The organism is Streptomyces albidochromogenes (assembly GCF_005981925.1).
Lineage (GTDB): Bacteria > Actinomycetota > Actinomycetes > Streptomycetales > Streptomycetaceae > Streptomyces > Streptomyces albidochromogenes.
The window spans coordinates 1-16,131 of record NZ_VBVX01000025.1 but is presented as its reverse complement, the minus strand read 5'-3'; the positions used below and the strand labels follow the sequence as shown (position 1 = coordinate 16,131).

Sequence of the window (16,131 nt, the reverse complement as noted above, 5' to 3'; positions counted from 1 at the left end):
TTGGACGGTCCTGGCCATCCCCGGCCGGGGGCCGCACAGCACGCAGCAGCGACGTACGGTTTGGGCCGGGAAGTCTGGGTCGTCAGCTGCAGCCAGCCGACTCATCGAGTTCAGGGGCTGGTGCGGTCGATGTCGGACTAGCGCGGCGTTCCATGGGCTGCTCCCTGCAGCCAGGGACGAGGCGTCGGTGGTGCCGGCCGGTCGCCTGGTCCGTCACCGGAGGCCGCTGCTGGCGTCGGGGACGGGTCGGGACAACCGGGCACAGGAGATGGGGCCCGCCTGGCGGGCCCTCTCCCGTGGGGGAGGGTTGCGCATCACGCTGAGGCGAAGCTGCAGATATCAGTCCTGGAGGAGACTCATAGATCGGAGGGCAGTTGCTTCCCGGTCTCAGCGTCGAAGGCAGTACCGGTGGGGGACAGGCGGACTGTCCGGGAAGGAGCCCGGGAGCCCTCCTTCCAGCTCTTTCCACCGATCGCCACCCGGACCGTCACGTCAGCGAGAGGGTCCTTCACCGGCATCGCGATCTCAGGGTCCTCGGGGAAGTAATCGTTCTCCCGGGTAGTGCTGGCGCTCTTGTCTGATGCGTCGATCCTCAGATACCTGGCGTCCTGATCGAAGTACGAACTAAGCACGAGAATCACGCGGGTCCTGTCCTTGGTCCAGCGGGCCACCAAGTCCGCATTGACGCCGTCGATGTCAAGCGCGGCTCCCGACCGGCCCTTGTACGCAGCGGCTTTCTCTTGGCGTTCCTCGCGGGATTTCTCGTCCGAGGCGTTCTGCCACACGACTGACGCCGCGATGGCCAGGGCCGCGATTGCGGCGATGTAGGGCCACGTGCGCCGACGGGTGGGCGGGGCAGTGTCGTCTGCGGTTGGTGTGGGCGGCTCGGGCTGGGGCCCGCGATACCACTCCGGTGACGTGCTGTCGCCGCTCCGATCGAACCACTCGACGTCCTTGCCCATGCGGGTGACGGTAGCGCGCAGCCGCACCGCTTGGTCAGGGCTTCCGCACAGTTCCGCGACCCGGGCCCGGGTCGCGAGCCACGAGAGGGCCTCGTCGGAGTTGATGCCGTGGGTGGTGATGTCCTCGCGTTCCCCGAGGGCGGCGAGTTGGGCGGCCTCGCTGCACCGTCCCTCCCTGGCGGCCAGAACGGCATCGTGGTGGCGGGTGTCGATGACGTTGACGGGCATGTCCCAGTCCCAGTCAGCGTCACCACCCTCGCTGGGGTCCTGTTCGACCGGCGCCGCCACGTCCTGGCTCTGGTCGTCGTCGATGCTCTCGTCAGGCTCGGTCGCAGTCGTATCGGTTTCGTGTTCGACCGGGTGGGCCTGTTGTGCCTGGCGGCGCCGCGATGATGTGTCAGTCAGTGCGGCCTCCTCCCCGGTGAGGATGGTCTGGACGATGTCGACGTAGTCGGGGCCGACCTTCCACACGGCCTGCCCCGGCTCCAGGGTCGGGATCTTGTCGACGGCCCATGCGGGCAGGCCGAGCAGGGCGCCGACGATGCCGGCCTCTTCCGGGCCGAGGCGTCCGACGTGCGCGATCTCGATCAGGCGGGCCAGGTCCTGGGCTTTGCCGGCGCCGAGGTCGGACAGCGTGTGCATGACCGCTTCCACCGATAACCCGGCCTTACGGGAGTTCTTCAGGAGTCGCTGGATCAGTTCGCTGGTGGCCGGCGACAGCAGGATCTGCCACGCCTCCTCGAGGACGAGGTGTCGGTGGGGGGCGGTTGACTGGGGCAGCCAGACGTGTTCGGCCCAGCAGGAGATGGCGGCCATCAGCGACGGGATCGCGGGGGAGTTGCGGTCCAGGTGGGAGAAGTCGAAGGACAGGATCGGCAGGTCTGTCTCCGGGAGGCTGGCGTCCTGGCCGTCGAACAGGCCGCGCAGGCTGCCTTCGGTGTAGCGGGAGAGCGCGATGGCTGCGCCCTCGCCCCACTCGGTCAGTTTGGCGGTCGGCCACCTGCCCGCCTGAGGCTGGACCAGGGCGTCCACCAGGCCGTTCAGCGACGTCGCCTTGGGGTGGTTCAGGGCGTGCTGGAGTGCGTGGGTGGCCTGGTGGGTGAGGGCGGTGGGTTCGACGGCGGCGATCAGCGAGCGGATGAGCTGTTCGCGGACCTCGGTAGGGAACAGGCCGGAGCAGGGGTTCAGGGTGAAGTCCCCGGCCTTGATGACCCTGCCTCGCAGGGAGCGGGTCAGGGGTGCCCATTCCCCGGAGTTGTCCTCTCCGAAGGAGTCGATGACGACGTACTGGTGACCGTGGTCGCGGATCTCGCGATGGCCCCGCGTCTTCGACGTCGTGGATTTGCCCGAACCGAGTCCGCCGAGGGCAAGGCAGTTCGTAGAGGGCAGGACGCGGTCGTCGGTCAGGGCGGGGGAGAGGTGGAACGGGCGCCCGTCCAGCAGGGACCGGCCGATCGGGATGCCCGGGAAGCGGGTGCTGGAGGCGACGAGCGGGGCCGTGATGGCGGCGTGGGTGGAGGGCAGGCGGATCACAGGATCGTCCCTTTCCGGGTGGAGGCTCCGCGGGGGGTGGTCATCACGTGAGCGCGGTGCTGCTGGCCGGTGAGCCAGTCCAGGTTGATGCGGTGCCGGTCAGCCGTGAGTACGGTCTGCCAGCGGGCGTCCGTGACGGCTCCTGGGCTGTCGCCCCACACCGTCAGATAGGCGTCGAGGTCCACGAGCGTCGCGCCCTGGACGAGCGCGCCGCGCCGGGTGTGGCTGGTGTGGGCCTGTGCTTCCTGTTTGATCTTGTCGGTGGTGAAGGCCTCGCCCGCGGCCTCCTGCCACTTGGTCGACCGGCGGGACTGGGCTGCCGTCAGTGGTCGGTACAGGACGCCAATGGACCGGTCCGTGTGCTGGCCGAGCAGCAGCTTCGGCATGAGGTCTCCGCCGGTCTCCTCGGGCCATGCGGTGATCCGTGCGGTCGCCGCGTACCGGCCGTCGTCCAGGCCGACCCAGCCGGGGCCGCGTTCGGCCACAACGGGAATCGGCTCCGGATCGAGCGGTGTCAGTACACCGAGAGTGGCGAACTCGCCTGCCAGGGTGTCGAGTACGCGGGTTGGCTGGCCGACCAGCCCCTTGGGAACGTGGACGGAGATCGTCTGTGTGTGGGCGGTGTGGTCGCTGACAGAGGCGTGGTGGGTGACATGCACCTGGATGCCCGCGGTGCGGGCCTGGTTGCCGGCGAACGTCAGGGCGCGCGAGAACGCGTCATGGAATGCGGGCCGGCGGTGCGGGTCCTGCATGGTGCCGTGGTCCGGGTACAGCGCCCAGGTCGTTGTTGCACCCGGCTGCCGGACCATGGCATCCGGGACGGCGCGCTCCCGCAGGTGCCGGTAGCCGACGGCCGCCCATCGTGCGATCGAGCGGGGCCCGGGTGCCGCGTTCAGCAGCGCCGCGGCCGCACCCACCGCACCAAAGGTCCAGACGGGCGGTGGGGTGATCATTGCCGACATGAGTACGGCGCCCCCGACCCCGGCGTTGACCTTAGTCAGCATCGCCTCCACGGGGCTGAGTCCGCGCTGCAGCGCGGGAACGCGGTAGCCAGGCGTCAGGGAATACACAAGTTCCTCCTCGAGATACACGCCGCCTATGCGGCTGGGCTGGCAGACGGCCTGGCCCCGGTGCGCTGTTGCCGCGCAGAGCGGGACAGCGCACCGGGGCCAGTAATCGTCGGCTCTCCTACGGGTTGGACGACCGGTTGGGTGCCGGCCGCGGATGCGGTCCCGAGGCCTCCGGGGTCCGAGGGTTCGGTGCCGCTCTCGGCCCGTTGGGTGCCGGTTGCGGTGTCGGTGCCGGCGCTCCGGAGACCCGGGGGTTCGGTGCCTGCGGCTGTACGACGGTCCGCGCCTCACGGCGCGCCTGGCTGATCTGCGCTGTGCGGGCTGCGTCCCGGCCGGTCTTCGCGACCGCCGACGCAGTAGTCAGCCGTCCGGGCCGTGCCTGTCGCTCGATGCCGTAGGCGGCGAACAGCACGCCCCGGTCTTGGGACATGGCACGCCCCGGGGTGTCCACCGTGCGGTGTCCGCGCGGGGTGTTCTCCTGCTCGTAGACGGTCGGCGCACCAGCCCGTACGACCGCCCGCGCCAACGGGTTGGTCGTGTTGCGCTCCACCAACGTCCGGGCGGCGCCGGCCACCTTGGGCCCGAAGTAGGGCACCCCGTGGAAGATCATCCGCAGCATCAGGGCATCGGCGGCGACCAGCAGGACAGCGTCCATGACCAGTGAGCCCCCGAAGCCCTTCACGAACGGGCTGACCAGCAGCAGCGTGAACGGGGCGAACATTAACCCCAGCAGCCGCTGCGCCCACGCTTTGACCGCGGACGTGTCGCCTCCGCGTGCGAGCGAGGCCAGCACCAGAGGTGCCATGCACACGAACACGAGGATGCCGAGCTGGCGCGTCATGAACACCAGCGCTGCGAAGGCCAGGGCGACGACCAGGGCGGCGATGATGATGAGGATCGCCAGCGGGTTGCCCGAATCAGCCCCTTCCTCCAGGTCCTTGCTGATGGAGGTGAACAAGGTGCTCTCGTCGCTGTCGAACGCGACGCTGAACGCTCTGCTGACGGCCTTGTTCAGCATCATCACGGCCCCCGGGACCGCCGCCATGCCGGCGACGGCCGCGAGCGTCCACCCGGTCGAGGCGCCCATCTGCTTGAGGCGGGGTGCGCCCTGCCAGGCGGTCAGGGCGCAGACGACGACCACGCACACGAAGATCGCGACGGCCAGGTGCTGACCGAGCGACAGGAACTGCTCGTACACCCAGTTGTCCGGCTTCTCCGGTGCCCATCCCTTCTCCGGTGCCACTAGCCCTTTGAGAGTCCTGATCAGGTAGTCGGCGAGGTCTTTGACGTGGTCGGAGGCCCCGTCGGTGATTCCGTCGCGTGTGCTGGCGCCGGGCGGTTCCTTCGAGGACCCGTCGCCGCTGCAGTAGTCGTGGGCTGGTGTGCCTTCCAGGAGGTCACACGGATCTTCGTCCTTGTCCGGCATGCTTAGCCCTTGGCTTCGGTGACGGTCGAGAACAGCGTGCCGCCGTAGAGGGCGAGCACGACGGCGACGAACAGGGTGCCGATGGCCATCGACCCCTTGCGCAGGGCGCCCTTGGGGTCGTTGGACAGCTGGAGCAGCATGCGGACCGCGATCACGGCGATCACGGCGGCGATGCCCTTGGTGACCAGACCGCCGCCGGTCAGGCCGATCGTGTCGAAGAAGTCCTTGAAGCCGCTGGACAGGTCCTGCGGCTTGGCGAGGGTGATGAACTTGCGCATGGGTCAGATCTCCTTGTTGTTGGGCGGTACGGGCCGGCCGACCGCGAACAGGTCGGTCATCGTGTCCAGGGGTGAATAGCGGACTTTGGTGCCGGGCCGGGGGGCGTCGATCATCCAGCCGCCGCCGATGTAAATGCCGACGTGGTGAATGCTCGTGGCGCTGGTGCCGTAGAAGACGAGATCTCCGGCACGCACTTCCCCGGGTTTGACGGGCTTTGATGCGGCGTATTGCTGGGCTGCCGTGCGGGGCAGGTTGATACCGGCCTTCGCATAGGCGTAGAGCGTGAGCCCGGAGCAGTCGAAACCGGATATCGACGCACCCGAGCGGCCTCGGGGTGAGCAGCAGGTACCCGTACTCGGGCCGCTTGCGGTTCCTCCGCCCCACGAGTACGGGGTGCCGATCATTGCTTTCGCCGCGTTCACGGCGGTAGCGGCCTGTTGGGTGGTGGCGGGTTTACCGCCGCCGCCGGAATGCGTGTTGGCGAGTGCGGTAATGGACCGCACATAGTTCTGTGTTTCCTTGTACGGGGGGATTCCTCCGTACTTTTGGACGGCGCCGCTTCCTGCGTTGTAGGCGGCGAGCATGTTGTGCTGTTTGTTGCCGGGGACGTCCTTGACGTCCTTGGCGATGGTGCACAGGTACTTGGCCGATGAGGGGATCGCGTCCTCGGGGTCCCATGCGTCGCGCTTGCCGTCTTTGTTGCCGTCGATTCCGTGGGTTTCCCACGTGGACGGCATGAACTGCGCAATGCCCTGTGCGCCGACCGGCGACCGCGCTTTCGGATTGAATCCGGATTCCTGCGTGAGCAGCGCGGCGAGTATGTTCGGTGTGATCTCGGGGCAGGTGTTGCCCGCTTCCTCGATCAGCTGTTTGTAGTCGGCGGGGACGGACATGCTGAGCGCTGTCCCTATGGGGTCGTCGCCGGCGGTCTGTATGAGCGCGGCCACGACGACGGCCGCGGTCGCTCCCACGCCGATGGTGACGGCTGCTGAGGCACGCAAAGAGTCTCCTCCCTCCTTTCGGGGGTTCTGGCTGTTCTTGCTGGTCAGGACCGTCACCCGTGACCGCACCCGGAGCTCCGTCCACCGCACCCGCACCGTCACCCGGCAGGCCGGGTGACGGTGCGGGTGCGGTCCAGGTGCGGTGCGGGTGCGGTGCCGGGTGACGGTCACGAACCGGACATAGCGGCGGCGGTGAGGTCGTCCAGCCGGTAGCCGCGCACACCCTTCGCGGCTCTGTACGCGGGAACACTGAGAAGCTGCTTCAGCTGCTTTCCGCGCTCCGCCGGATCGGTTTCTGTGATCCCTAGAGCCGTAGCCAGTTCGGGTGTGGGCATGAATTCGACCCCGTTATCCCGCATCAGGTCGATAGCCTGCCTGAGGGGCACCGGAGCTTCATTGAGCACCTTTTGCTGCCTGGCTCGCACTTCGTCAACGACTCCCCAGATGCAGTGATCCTCGAAGTTGAACCCTCGGATCAATGTGGAGCGTCCCTTGGCGAAGAGGACGGCCTGGCCCTTGATATCCGGGTCCAGGAGTGCCGGGTTGATCGGTGCAACCGTTTCGAAGTACGTGTCTCCGAGAGCAACCTTGGCGGTGCCGGACGAAGCCACGTAAAGGCAGAGCCGGTAGAGGAACTGGTCCCGGACCATGACCGGAATTGCGTTCGTGGAAGGGCGCTGCGTCATCAGGACCGTGGAGATTCCGGATTCCAGGGACTTCGCGACCAGCGAGCGGGTCTTCTCTCCAATCCGTCGCGCCCGCTCCTTTCCTTCCTTCGATTCATCGTGGGCGAAGAAATCGGCAGCCTCGTCGACGACGAAGATGACCGGTTTGAATTCCGGTGCGGGCTGCCGATTGCGGATGGCGTCCTTGAGCTGTCCGTATCGCTTGTCCGACCGGTCGTTCAGCTCATCGACTATGCCCTCGAAGACGGCCGGGTCGTCGGACGACTCATAGCGAGTGGCGACCTTTTCGAACTTGGTCAGCCCGCAGAACTTGCCGTCGAGTAGATAGAGTTCGAATTCTCCGTATGCGATCAGCAGGCAGGTGATGAGCCCGTTGACCAGCGTGGTTTTGCCCATCTGCGTCATGCCGGCGACCAGCATCGACGCCTTGTCGAACGTGGGCACTCCGGCGAGCTGGCCGGTGACGTCGTGGCCGAGCGGAATGCCGGCGAACGTCGCGATCTCCTGCCGGGTTGGGGCGGCGAACGGGTGGGTGAACGGGGGTTCATGAAGTTTCAGGAGCTTCACGCGGCGTTCGTTGTCGCGGCTGCGCTCCATCTTCGTGTGCAGACGGGTGACGCCGAACATGCCCGCCACGGTGCCGAGCCGCTTCTCGACGTCCTCGTAGGTACGCCCCTCGGGCATGAGGAAGTCGTAGAGCGTGCCCGTGTGGACGTCGGTGACGGTGGCCTCGTCGGCCCGGATCACCTGGTCCCGGCCGATGGCGCCGGCCGTGCTGAGCGCCGCGGTGAGCTCCGGATGCGCTGGGACGGCCTGAGCGTCTGCCTGTTCGTCGTCCACAGGCGCGGTGGGCGCTTCCTGCCGCAAGGCCATGACTGGCTGTACGTCGCCCGCCAGGAGCCGCCTGAAGCCCGTGCGGACTTTGAAGGCTCCGTAGCCGAGGGTGACCAGTGCTCCGGCGGTGAGCAGCACCGTGACGGGCCAAGGCAGGCCGAGCTTGTCCTTGATGGCGGCGAGGCCGCCGAACACGATGGCGAGTCCGCCGATGGTGCCTGCGACTTGTGCGTAGGCGTCCTGTTCCTGCTGCTGTTTCTGCTTGCCCACACCCCCTCCTTCCGATCTTGAACCGGCGAACATAATCGAACGCACGTTCGCATTCATATGGGTTTTGTGGTGCTACGCCGGGTCTGCTCCCCGGGTCTGCGAACGCAGGCGTTCGCTCACCGGGTCACTCACCGGGTCTGCACCGGTCGACTGCGTGGTGCTGGTTCCGGCAGTCGCAGCAAGGGCCAGTCCGCACGGGGTGCGGACTGGCCCTCACTGGTGGTGCCGGACGTGGCTCAGGCGCCCGCGTCCTCTTCCTCGCTCTCGTCGGCTTCCTCGCCGGTTCCCTCGTTCTTCCTGAGCGCGCTCCACTCCTGGCGCACCCGCTCCTCGCTGCCGACGAAGCCGGCGCGGCGGAAGCTGTCGCGAGCCTGGCGGTAGGACAGGGGCGGGTCGTCGGAGTAGCGCAGGTGGCGCAGGGCGACGGCAAGCTGAGCGTTGGTCAGCGGTTCGCCGGGTACCGGGACCGGCACGCCCGTGACGGCCGCGATCTCCTCCAGCGTGCCGGTGCGTGCCGCCTGGCGTGACGGATTGCCCTGCGCACCGGCGTTGACCTGCGTGCCGGGGGTGTGACGGCCGATGGCGGCCGTGCCGGGCAGGGCACGGTCCGCCGTGCCGGGCAGTGCCGGGGCAGTGGGCGCCCACTCGCCCAGTGCTGGCAGGCTGATCGCCGCCACCGAGGGCGGCAGGACCTTCTCCGTGACCGTTTTCGCGGTGGCCTCGGCCTGCCCGTGCAACTTCTCGGTCATGATCTGCTGCGTCTTGAGCACCGACTTGCGGTAAGCGGTCTCGGCCTTCGCCACCCGCTTCTCCAGCTCGGTGGCCAGCTGCAGCAGTTCCACACGGTGGGCGGCCTCGGCCTCCATCTCCTCCAGCTTGTCGGACACCAGCTGGCGCTTGGCGTCGATGTGCTGCTGCGTGTCTGCCGACACCTTCCGCCCCAGCGACGGGAGGGCGAGCCACCAGGCGGTCTTGGTCGCGACGATGGCGATCGGGGTCAGGACGACGGCCAGGTCGAACCCGCCGGCCCTCGACATGATCAGGTCGGCCGTGGGGATGGCCGCGTTGACGGCCGTGAGCACCAGGCCGGCGTACTGGACGCGGCGGGCGCGGGCCCGGTTGTTGCCCGCCAGCATCTCCGTGGCCTGGAACACCACCCACAGCGCGTCCAAGGCGCCCACCGTCGGAACCGCCCACGCGCCGAACTTCGGCTCGAGGATGTCGTAGCTCACGGCCACCGACAGGATGGCCACGCCCAGCGTGACCACCCCCAGGACTGCTAGCACCACCCCGCGCGGGGACGGCTTCCGGTCGTGCCACTTCTTGTCCACGGTCTCGTCCATGCGTTGTTCCTCCATCTCGTCTCAGGCCCGGCGGTCGTGCGCGGCTTCGGGATCGCCGGCAAGGCGGGCGGCCTCCACCAGGCGCTGCCGCTGGGCGTCGACCTGCTGGGCAAGGAGCGCGCGCAGCGGGGTGGGCTGGCTCCAGTACCGGTCGGTGTAGGCGTCGACGTGCTCGATATGCCAGCCGGCGGCGTCCAGGCCGAGGCCCTGGGCAACCTCGGCCAGGGGCAGTTCGTCGTCGTACCCGGCGGCGCCGATCTGGTCGGCGGCCAGCTGCGCGAGCTGCCGGGCGATCTCATCCCACGCGCCGGCCGCGGCCTCCGCCGCCTGCTCGGCCTCGGTCAGGCGCAAAATCTGCGCACGCCACCGGCCGTCCCCGGTCTCCCCAAACGCCCGGTAGACCCGCTCCATCTCGGCCTTCGCGGTCGTCCACGCCTCCCACAGCGGGGCGGCCTGGCGCAGGAGCGGCGCGGCACGCAGGCGCAGCCGCGCCTTCGACCACAGGATCCGCGCGGCCTCGTACTGCTTGCCAAGGTCGCTGATCTGCTCCCAGGTCAGCACCTTGTCGTCGTACGCGGAGATCGGCGTCTGCGGCTCGGACTCGCGGCCGGTGAAGGCCGCGAAGTAGAAGACGACCGAGCCCTCACAGCGCCCGGGCTCGCTGCGCTGGAAGAGCGGGTGGTGGTAGGAGGCCGGGTCGGCCAACTGCACGCCGGCGGCGAGGCCGGAGTCGTCGAGGTTGTGCGTCAGTGCAACGGTGCGAGGCATGCGTCCTCCAAGGACGAAGCGCAGGGAGGGCCCGGCTGCGCGGGCCCTTCGAGGTCAGCGGCCGGGCCGCTTCAAACGGTTGAGGTATGCGTCCTGGAGCCGGGTCAAGGACTCCATCAGCCGCTTCTCGGTGGCGCAGTCCGCAGCGGCCCGGCAGGTGGCACAGTCGGCGCGGTGCGTGGTGTGGGCCCGCGCAGCGCCCATGTAGCGGACGTACAGGTCGTCAGGCACGAGTGGTCCGATCGCCGCCCAGCGGCGGGTGAGTGTCGGTGACGCGGTGGCCGGCCTCCCACGCCAGCGCCGCCGCCAACGCGGCAGCAGCGAGCAGAGCGCAGGTGACGGGATGGGCCAGTCCGCGAGCGGCGACGGCCCGCACCGCGTGCTGCAGTGCAGTACGGGCCGCGCATATCGGGTGCGGCAGGTGGCAGTGCCCCCTCAGCAGAAGCCGCAAGAGACGTGCCCGTCGGGGTTGAGGCAACCGCAGTTCGGGCACGCCCACACCCCGAGGGCCGCCAGCAGACGATAAAGATTCGTACGCATCTGAGTCCTCCGATCGCTTACCGGGCGGGGATCTCGGCGACGGCCCTAGCGAGCCGCTCCTGCGCCTGCTGCGCGGCAGCCAGATCAGCGGCTGCCTGCTGGCGGGCACTCTCCATCCGGGCTGCGGCCTCCTGGCGCTCCTGGTCACTGCTCACCGCAGCGCCCTTGCTCCTGGAGGCGGGCGCGCATCTGCCAGAGGGTGCGCGGTGCGCACCGTCCAGCAGGGATGCGGGCGTCGTGCTCGCGGACCATGCGCAGCAGCAGGTTGCCGAGCTTGCGGTGCGCGTCGTCCGGCTCGGGACGACGAGCACCAGCGGTGGGGGAGGCGAGGATGTTTGTCACGCCGCCTCACCCCAACCGGTGCGGGCACGGCGGGCGGTACGAAGCTGCCGAACCTGCGAGGCGAGCTCACGCACCCGCCTGTTCTGCACCTCCTGTGCGGCCCCCTGGCGGCGCTGGCCGCCCGCCTTGTCCGGCGTCTTGACGGCCTCACGCCGCAGCTGCACCGTGAGGTCCACCAGCCGCCGCCACTCGGGGTCCCGGTCAGCTGCGACCGCAGCCGCCAGGCGCTCCGCCTGCTTGCCGCGCGCCTTGGCCAGCTGCTGGCCGGTCAGACCGCCGCGCACCATATCGTCGCTCGTGGAATCACCGTCGCCGTCTCGCAGCGCCAGCTCACGGCACGCCTCCATCGCCGGGCAAACGGCGCAGACTCGGAGCAGGGCGCGGCTGCGGGTGCGCCAGACGCCGATGCCCTCGCCGTCTTCACGGAACCACTCGCCGGAGTCGAGGGAGCCTGGCTGCGCGCACACTGCGCCTGCGTCGATTACGGATTGGAGTACAGCCCGGCGCATGTGCCGGGCCTGGGTGGATGTCATCCTGTGCATAGGTCGGGATCCCTTCAGATGATCGGCCTGCATGGACGAACCCCCGGGGATGGCCCCCCGGGGGTTCGTTGTTCGTGATCGGCTGTTGGTCTCTTGTGGAGTGGTCCTACCGGCCCAGGGACGCGCGCTCGCGGTCCACGCGGCGGACCCTGGGCGCAACCTCGCGCCACTGGGCAGCCCGCTGTCGGGCCTCGGACAGCCCGTTGTTCTGCTCCTGGCGGTCCTGCTGCTCCAGAGTCAGGGTGTAGGTGGCCCTGATCTCGGCGTAGCAGGACTCCAGCTCGCGGGCCGTCTCGCACCGGCCGCGTCGACTGCACTCGGCGGCGCAGTCCGCACGGTGCTCATCAACAGCGACACGCGCCGACTGCAGTAGAACGAGAAGGCGGCTGGCCTGCTTGGGCACAGTGGCTAAGCGCGAGACGGTCGCCGGAATGACCGGCTGCGGCTTGCGGATCGGCCGGGCGGTGCGCCGGGCAGCGACGGTGCTCTCCGCTTTCAACAGCCGCTCAGCCCACTGCTCGGCAGTGATGTCCAGCTCGATGCGCTGCGCGCTGCCAGGACAGCGACGGCCGCCCGACGGCTTGGACGAGACTGCGTCGTCGCGGTAACGGCGCGGTTCATCCTTCTTGTCCGGCACGCCGACGTTGTCGCGATGCGGCGTGATCATCGCCCTCTTGAGGCGGTGCCACGTGCTGCAGTCCGGGCAAACCGCCATATGCGGCTCGGTGTCGCGGAGGTTGAGGTGCTCGGGGCGCATGGTGCTTGCCTTGATGGCGGCGCGGCTGTTGTGGCGCATCAGGTTCTCCCTTGCGATTGCGTTCTCCTTCGGTCAAGACCCCGTGATGAACAGCGAGTTCCTGGCCGGCGGGCAGCGCAACAGCTGCGGGTAGCGCACCTGGCTGCGCCTCCGAGGGACCGCGTCGTACCTGTCACCCCGGCCGGCGTGTAAGCACGGACAGCCAGACGTATGAAGTTGAGGGAGCAAGCAAGCGATAAGGGCTAGCCCTTATTTAGGATGGGGCTAGCCCCAAAGATTGTCAATAGGAGATAGCCTTTATCCGATGTCAGGTCGCGAGGGGAGTTGACGTGCGCGGATACCGAGAGCTCGCTGAGGAGCTACGGCAGCGCATCAACGATGGGGAGTTTGCCTCGGGGCAGACTCTGCCGCGGATCGTCGACCTGATCGACGAGTACGGACTCTCGCGCCAGACCGTGCGCGACGCCATCGGTGTGCTAGCCGACGAAGGCCTGGTGGTCACCATGGGGAAGGGTGGAACGATCGTGCGCAACCGAACGCGGGTACGCATCCAGCTGAGCCGATACTCCCGTGCCCTAAGCCCTAACTGCACCAAGGGACCTTGGGAGACGTCCTGCGCCGAGCAAGGGCTTGACGGGCAGATGAAGGTCGTACATGTGTCGAGGGGCGAAGGCCCTCCTGACATCGTTGAGCTTCTGGCCGTACCGGCCAGCTCTGAGGTGCTCCACCGCCGCAGGTACGCCATGATCGGCTCCGACGACGTGGTCCAGGTCCAAGACGTCTGGTACCCCGCCGACCTGGCCGACGAGGCAGGCATCTCTGGCGAAGCCAAAGTCGTCGGTGGTGTGTTCGCCGCGCTGACTTCCGCTGGACGCGTTCCTTCGACGGCGAGCGAACACGTGGACTCACGCATGCCGACCCCCAGCGAGGCCACCCAACTCAAGATAAGCGGCAAAGTCCCTGTTGTAGCTGTCCAGCGACTCACCAAGGACGCCGACGGTCGAGTGCTCGAAGTGCTTCGCTCGACTGCCCCTGCCGACCGGGTCCAACTCACATACGACGATCTTCCCTTGCAGTGAAGAGTTCCACGGCAGCCCGCGACGACGATCGCGCTGCACAGGTTTTCCAGCATCGGCCCGGGTCTCCAAGTCGGTCGGCTTCCAGAACTCGCTGATCACAACCGTCCGATGAGCGAGCATGACCGCACGAGGTCCTGCAGCGGACCACTGCCGGACATGAAGCGGACCGCTGTAGGACCAGAGCCAATGCCATGCTGCTTTGCCGCTGCCACAGCGTGAGACTGAGGCATGCAGAGCACGGAATCGTGACTCGGGGAGGATCGGTGGCCAGCCGCCAGGGAGATCCGCGCACCACGTTGGAGTTTCTGCTGCACCAGCAGGACCGCACGCTTGAGGAGATCGTCCGTGACTTCGGGCGTCTTGCTGAGCAGCTGAACGAGGACGTCACACTCAGCACTCGCCACCTCCGGCGGTTGGCCAGCGGCGAGCGGACCAACACCACCCCGGTCATGCGCCGGGTCCTGCAATCGATGTTCGGTAAGCCCCTGAACGAGCTCTTAGCCCCTTGGGACGGACTCGCACCAGTGGTGGACGGACCTACCGGGCTGATCCGGGCGACAGGACAGCCCACTGCGGACAAGGAGCTGATCCAGATGGCAGCACGCCGAGCCAAGAGTTTCGCCCTCGCGGCAGGGCAGACCGACTTGACCGCCGACTTGATGGATCAGGTGCACGCGGATGTCCAGCGGCTGGCAACGGAATACCCCCAACGGCCGCTGTCTGAGCTGCTCCCTGACCTCATCACGACGCAAGACACCATCTTCACGCTGCTGGAGCAGCAACGCCGGCCGAACCAAGCAAGGCAGCTCTGCTTCCTGGCCGGGGTTACCGGCGGACTGCTCGCGAAGGCATCGCACGACCTGGCAGACCCGCACGCCGCGCTCACCCAGGCCCGGACGGCGTTCGTCTGCGCCGACAACGCCGACCACAACGGACTGCGCGCGTGGATCCGCGGCATCCAGTCCCTGGTTTCGTACTGGGCCGGCCGAACACGAGAGTCCGTCCGCTATGCCCAGGCCGGAGCGGCGTACGCCACGAACAGCACGGCCAGCGTGTGGCTGCCGATGAGCGAGGCCCGGGCATGGGCAGCACTCGGTAACGCCAACGAGGCCCGGGCCGCGATCGAGCGGGCCGAGAACGCCTGGGACACCGTGCTGGTCGACGAAGTCGATGAACTAGGCGGCCTCTGCACTTTTGGCCAGACCCGCCAGATCTACTACGCAGCCGAGGCCCTGTCATGGCTACCGTCGCAGGCATCGGCTGCGGGTGAGTACGCGACGCGAGCCGTCAACGCGTATGAGGACAGCTCCTCGCCCGAGTGGGCATTTGGAGACCAGGCCGGCTCCCGCAGCGCGTTGGCCATCGCCCGCATCCAAGCCGGCGAGCTCGAGGGCGCCGCTGAATCAGTGGCACCAGTCCTTGCGCTCGCTCCCGAGCAGCGGATCAACGGAATCGTCCACGCCGCGCAGCGAGTGCACAGCGCTCTGCGCGACTCGCAGCTGGCCGAAGACGGTGCCGATCTACAGGAGCAGATCGAAATCTTCACCCGCACCCCGCTCAAGTCCCTGCCCTGCTAGGAGTTCACCAGTGCCGTATCCCATCCGAATCGTCGGCGACAAGGTCGTGCTGCGCGAGTTCACCCCCGCCGACGTGGATGACGTACTCGAAATCATCGGCGACGATCAAGTCACTCAGTGGCTGTCGTTCGACAGCCGTAGTCACGCCGAGGCCACCGCAATGATCAGGGGAACGGTCGAGCGCGCCCAGCAGGAGCCGCGCGCCGAGTTCTACCTAGCGGTGACGGCGCGTGGAGCCGAGGAGCGAGTCATTGGCTTCGCACGAATCGGCCTCGCCGGCGTGAAGGCTGGCAAACTGGGCTACGCCACCGCGGCAAAGGTATGGGGCCACGGCTACGCCACCGACGCGGCCCGGACACTCACCGCCTACGCCTTCCAAGAGCTTGGGCTACATCGAGTCAGCGCAGCCATCGGGCCAGAGAACACCGCCTCTATCGCCATGGTGGAGAAGCTCGGCTTCACCAAGGAGGGCATCCTGCGCGATCACGTTTTCACCAACGGCACATGGCGCGACAGCGTCCTGTACTCAGTGCTCGCTCACGAGTGGCAGGCCCCCTGAAACGCAGTCAAATGACAGAGTCAAGCAGCAGGTATAGGAAAGCGTGATCCGGTAGCCTCTGTGTAGCGTTCGAGTAGCCAGGGGATGTCCACATGGCGCAAGTTGCTTCTGATGCTGTGCAGTCGCTGCTCAGCCGTGCCGCCAGTTTGCCTGCCCGGGAGTCATGGGGGCGGTTGCGCCGAGCGGGGGGCCTAACTCAGTCCGAGGTGGCGGCAGCGATTGGAGTCCATAGGGTGCAGGTTGCCCGCTGGGAGAGCGGCAAGGCCGAGCCGCGCCCGCCGCACCGACAGGACTACGCGCTGCTGCTCCAAGGCCTCGCGGCCAGGTATCCCGCAGCCGCTGGGAACCAGCCTGAGGAAGGAGCGGACATGTCGTAGTCAGACCGCTCTGCATCTCGCTAAACGCGAAGCGGCCCCCGCCTCTGACAACGGGGACCGCTTTCTAGCAACGACTCACCCAGAGCTTCCACACTCCTGAGTCGTGAGCAGCGAGGTGACCTCGTCTGCCGGGTGATACCCGTGAACCCAGAGGGTTCGCGTGGTCACCTACCCCAAGGATAAGGA

At 67.9% G+C, this 16,131-nt stretch carries 17 protein-coding genes; 4 read left to right on the top strand and 13 right to left on the bottom strand.

Annotated elements, in window-relative coordinates:
• Nucleotides 1–356: 356 nt before the first annotated feature.
• The 13 genes from E2E34_RS05700 to E2E34_RS36245 all read right to left on the bottom strand — a co-directional run bounded on the left by E2E34_RS05700 (nt 357) and on the right by E2E34_RS36245 (nt 12,392).
• Entirely contained in the window at nt 357–2,495 is a 2,139-nt protein-coding gene (locus tag E2E34_RS05700; RefSeq protein ID WP_138900806.1) for a putative type IV secretion/conjugal transfer ATPase, read from the bottom strand.
• Nucleotides 2,492–3,565: a hypothetical protein gene (locus E2E34_RS05695; RefSeq protein WP_138900805.1), complete on the bottom strand. Its 1,074-nt coding sequence runs from the start codon at nt 3,563–3,565 to the stop codon at nt 2,492–2,494. Before E2E34_RS05695 ends, E2E34_RS05700 begins: the two co-directional genes overlap by 4 nt.
• Nucleotides 3,566–3,683: 118 nt before the next feature.
• Nucleotides 3,684–4,991, bottom strand: a complete 1,308-nt coding sequence (locus E2E34_RS05690; RefSeq protein ID WP_138900804.1) for a hypothetical protein — start codon at nt 4,989–4,991, stop codon at nt 3,684–3,686.
• A gap of 2 nt (nt 4,992–4,993) precedes the next feature.
• Nucleotides 4,994–5,269: a hypothetical protein gene (locus tag E2E34_RS05685; RefSeq protein WP_138900803.1), complete on the bottom strand. Its 276-nt coding sequence runs from the start codon at nt 5,267–5,269 to the stop codon at nt 4,994–4,996.
• A 3-nt stretch (nt 5,270–5,272) separates the two neighbouring features.
• Nucleotides 5,273–6,271 carry a bifunctional lytic transglycosylase/C40 family peptidase gene (locus E2E34_RS05680; RefSeq protein WP_425573439.1) on the bottom strand — a complete coding sequence of 333 codons (999 nt, stop codon included), beginning with the start codon at nt 6,269–6,271 and terminating at the stop codon, nt 5,273–5,275.
• Between the two features lie 167 nt (nt 6,272–6,438).
• The gene (locus tag E2E34_RS05675; RefSeq protein ID WP_167518222.1) at nt 6,439–8,061 is read right to left on the bottom strand and encodes an FtsK/SpoIIIE domain-containing protein; all 1,623 of its coding nucleotides are present in this window, start codon (nt 8,059–8,061) and stop codon (nt 6,439–6,441) included.
• 236 nt (nt 8,062–8,297) lie between these two features.
• On the bottom strand, nt 8,298–9,404 hold the full coding sequence (locus E2E34_RS05670; protein WP_138900801.1) for a hypothetical protein: 1,107 nt from the start codon (nt 9,402–9,404) through the stop codon (nt 8,298–8,300).
• Between the two features lie 21 nt (nt 9,405–9,425).
• On the bottom strand, nt 9,426–10,172 hold the full coding sequence (locus tag E2E34_RS05665; protein WP_138900800.1) for a hypothetical protein: 747 nt from the start codon (nt 10,170–10,172) through the stop codon (nt 9,426–9,428).
• A gap of 54 nt (nt 10,173–10,226) precedes the next feature.
• The gene (locus E2E34_RS35300) at nt 10,227–10,403 is read right to left on the bottom strand and encodes a hypothetical protein (RefSeq protein ID WP_167518221.1); all 177 of its coding nucleotides are present in this window, start codon (nt 10,401–10,403) and stop codon (nt 10,227–10,229) included.
• 326 nt (nt 10,404–10,729) lie between these two features.
• On the bottom strand, nt 10,730–10,867 hold the full coding sequence (locus E2E34_RS35295) for a hypothetical protein (protein WP_167518220.1): 138 nt from the start codon (nt 10,865–10,867) through the stop codon (nt 10,730–10,732).
• Entirely contained in the window at nt 10,857–11,054 is a 198-nt protein-coding gene (locus E2E34_RS05655; RefSeq protein WP_138900799.1) for a hypothetical protein, read from the bottom strand. Before E2E34_RS05655 ends, E2E34_RS35295 begins: the two co-directional genes overlap by 11 nt.
• The gene (locus E2E34_RS05650) at nt 11,051–11,587 is read right to left on the bottom strand and encodes a transcription factor WhiB (RefSeq protein WP_244315527.1); all 537 of its coding nucleotides are present in this window, start codon (nt 11,585–11,587) and stop codon (nt 11,051–11,053) included. The genes E2E34_RS05655 and E2E34_RS05650 overlap by 4 nt, the downstream gene beginning before the upstream one ends.
• 115 nt (nt 11,588–11,702) lie before the next feature.
• The gene (locus tag E2E34_RS36245) at nt 11,703–12,392 is read right to left on the bottom strand and encodes a hypothetical protein (RefSeq protein WP_244315526.1); all 690 of its coding nucleotides are present in this window, start codon (nt 12,390–12,392) and stop codon (nt 11,703–11,705) included.
• 290 nt (nt 12,393–12,682) lie between these two features.
• Between E2E34_RS36245 and E2E34_RS05640 the strand changes: the two genes are divergently transcribed.
• The 4 genes from E2E34_RS05640 (at nt 12,683) to E2E34_RS05625 (ending at nt 15,945) form a co-directional block, all read left to right on the top strand.
• Nucleotides 12,683–13,432, top strand: coding sequence for a GntR family transcriptional regulator (locus tag E2E34_RS05640; protein WP_138900798.1), 750 nt, complete (start codon nt 12,683–12,685; stop codon nt 13,430–13,432).
• Nucleotides 13,433–13,695: 263 nt separating this feature from the next.
• Complete coding sequence (locus E2E34_RS05635) at nt 13,696–15,009, top strand: NsdA family TPR-like regulatory protein (protein WP_208765158.1); 1,314 nt, start codon at nt 13,696–13,698, stop codon at nt 15,007–15,009.
• A gap of 10 nt (nt 15,010–15,019) precedes the next feature.
• Nucleotides 15,020–15,568, top strand: a complete 549-nt coding sequence (locus E2E34_RS05630; protein ID WP_208765157.1) for a GNAT family N-acetyltransferase — start codon at nt 15,020–15,022, stop codon at nt 15,566–15,568.
• Nucleotides 15,569–15,660: 92 nt separating this feature from the next.
• Nucleotides 15,661–15,945 carry a helix-turn-helix domain-containing protein gene (locus tag E2E34_RS05625; RefSeq protein ID WP_138900797.1) on the top strand — a complete coding sequence of 95 codons (285 nt, stop codon included), beginning with the start codon at nt 15,661–15,663 and terminating at the stop codon, nt 15,943–15,945.
• The last annotated feature ends 186 nt before the right edge of the window (nt 15,946–16,131 follow it).

Excerpts from the sequence above, each read along its gene's own strand:
- E2E34_RS36245 (WP_244315526.1), bottom strand. The coding sequence starts at position 12,392 with ATGCGCCACAACAGCCGCGCCGCCATCAAGGCAAGCACCATGCGCCCC.
- E2E34_RS05650 (WP_244315527.1), bottom strand. The coding sequence starts at position 11,587 with ATGACATCCACCCAGGCCCGGCACATGCGCCGGGCTGTACTCCAATCC.
- E2E34_RS05665 (WP_138900800.1), bottom strand. The coding sequence starts at position 10,172 with ATGCCTCGCACCGTTGCACTGACGCACAACCTCGACGACTCCGGCCTC.
- E2E34_RS05625 (WP_138900797.1), top strand. The coding sequence starts at position 15,661 with ATGGCGCAAGTTGCTTCTGATGCTGTGCAGTCGCTGCTCAGCCGTGCC.
- E2E34_RS05685 (WP_138900803.1), bottom strand. The coding sequence starts at position 5,269 with ATGCGCAAGTTCATCACCCTCGCCAAGCCGCAGGACCTGTCCAGCGGC.
- E2E34_RS05690 (WP_138900804.1), bottom strand. The coding sequence starts at position 4,991 with ATGCCGGACAAGGACGAAGATCCGTGTGACCTCCTGGAAGGCACACCA.
- E2E34_RS05670 (WP_138900801.1), bottom strand. The coding sequence starts at position 9,404 with ATGGACGAGACCGTGGACAAGAAGTGGCACGACCGGAAGCCGTCCCCG.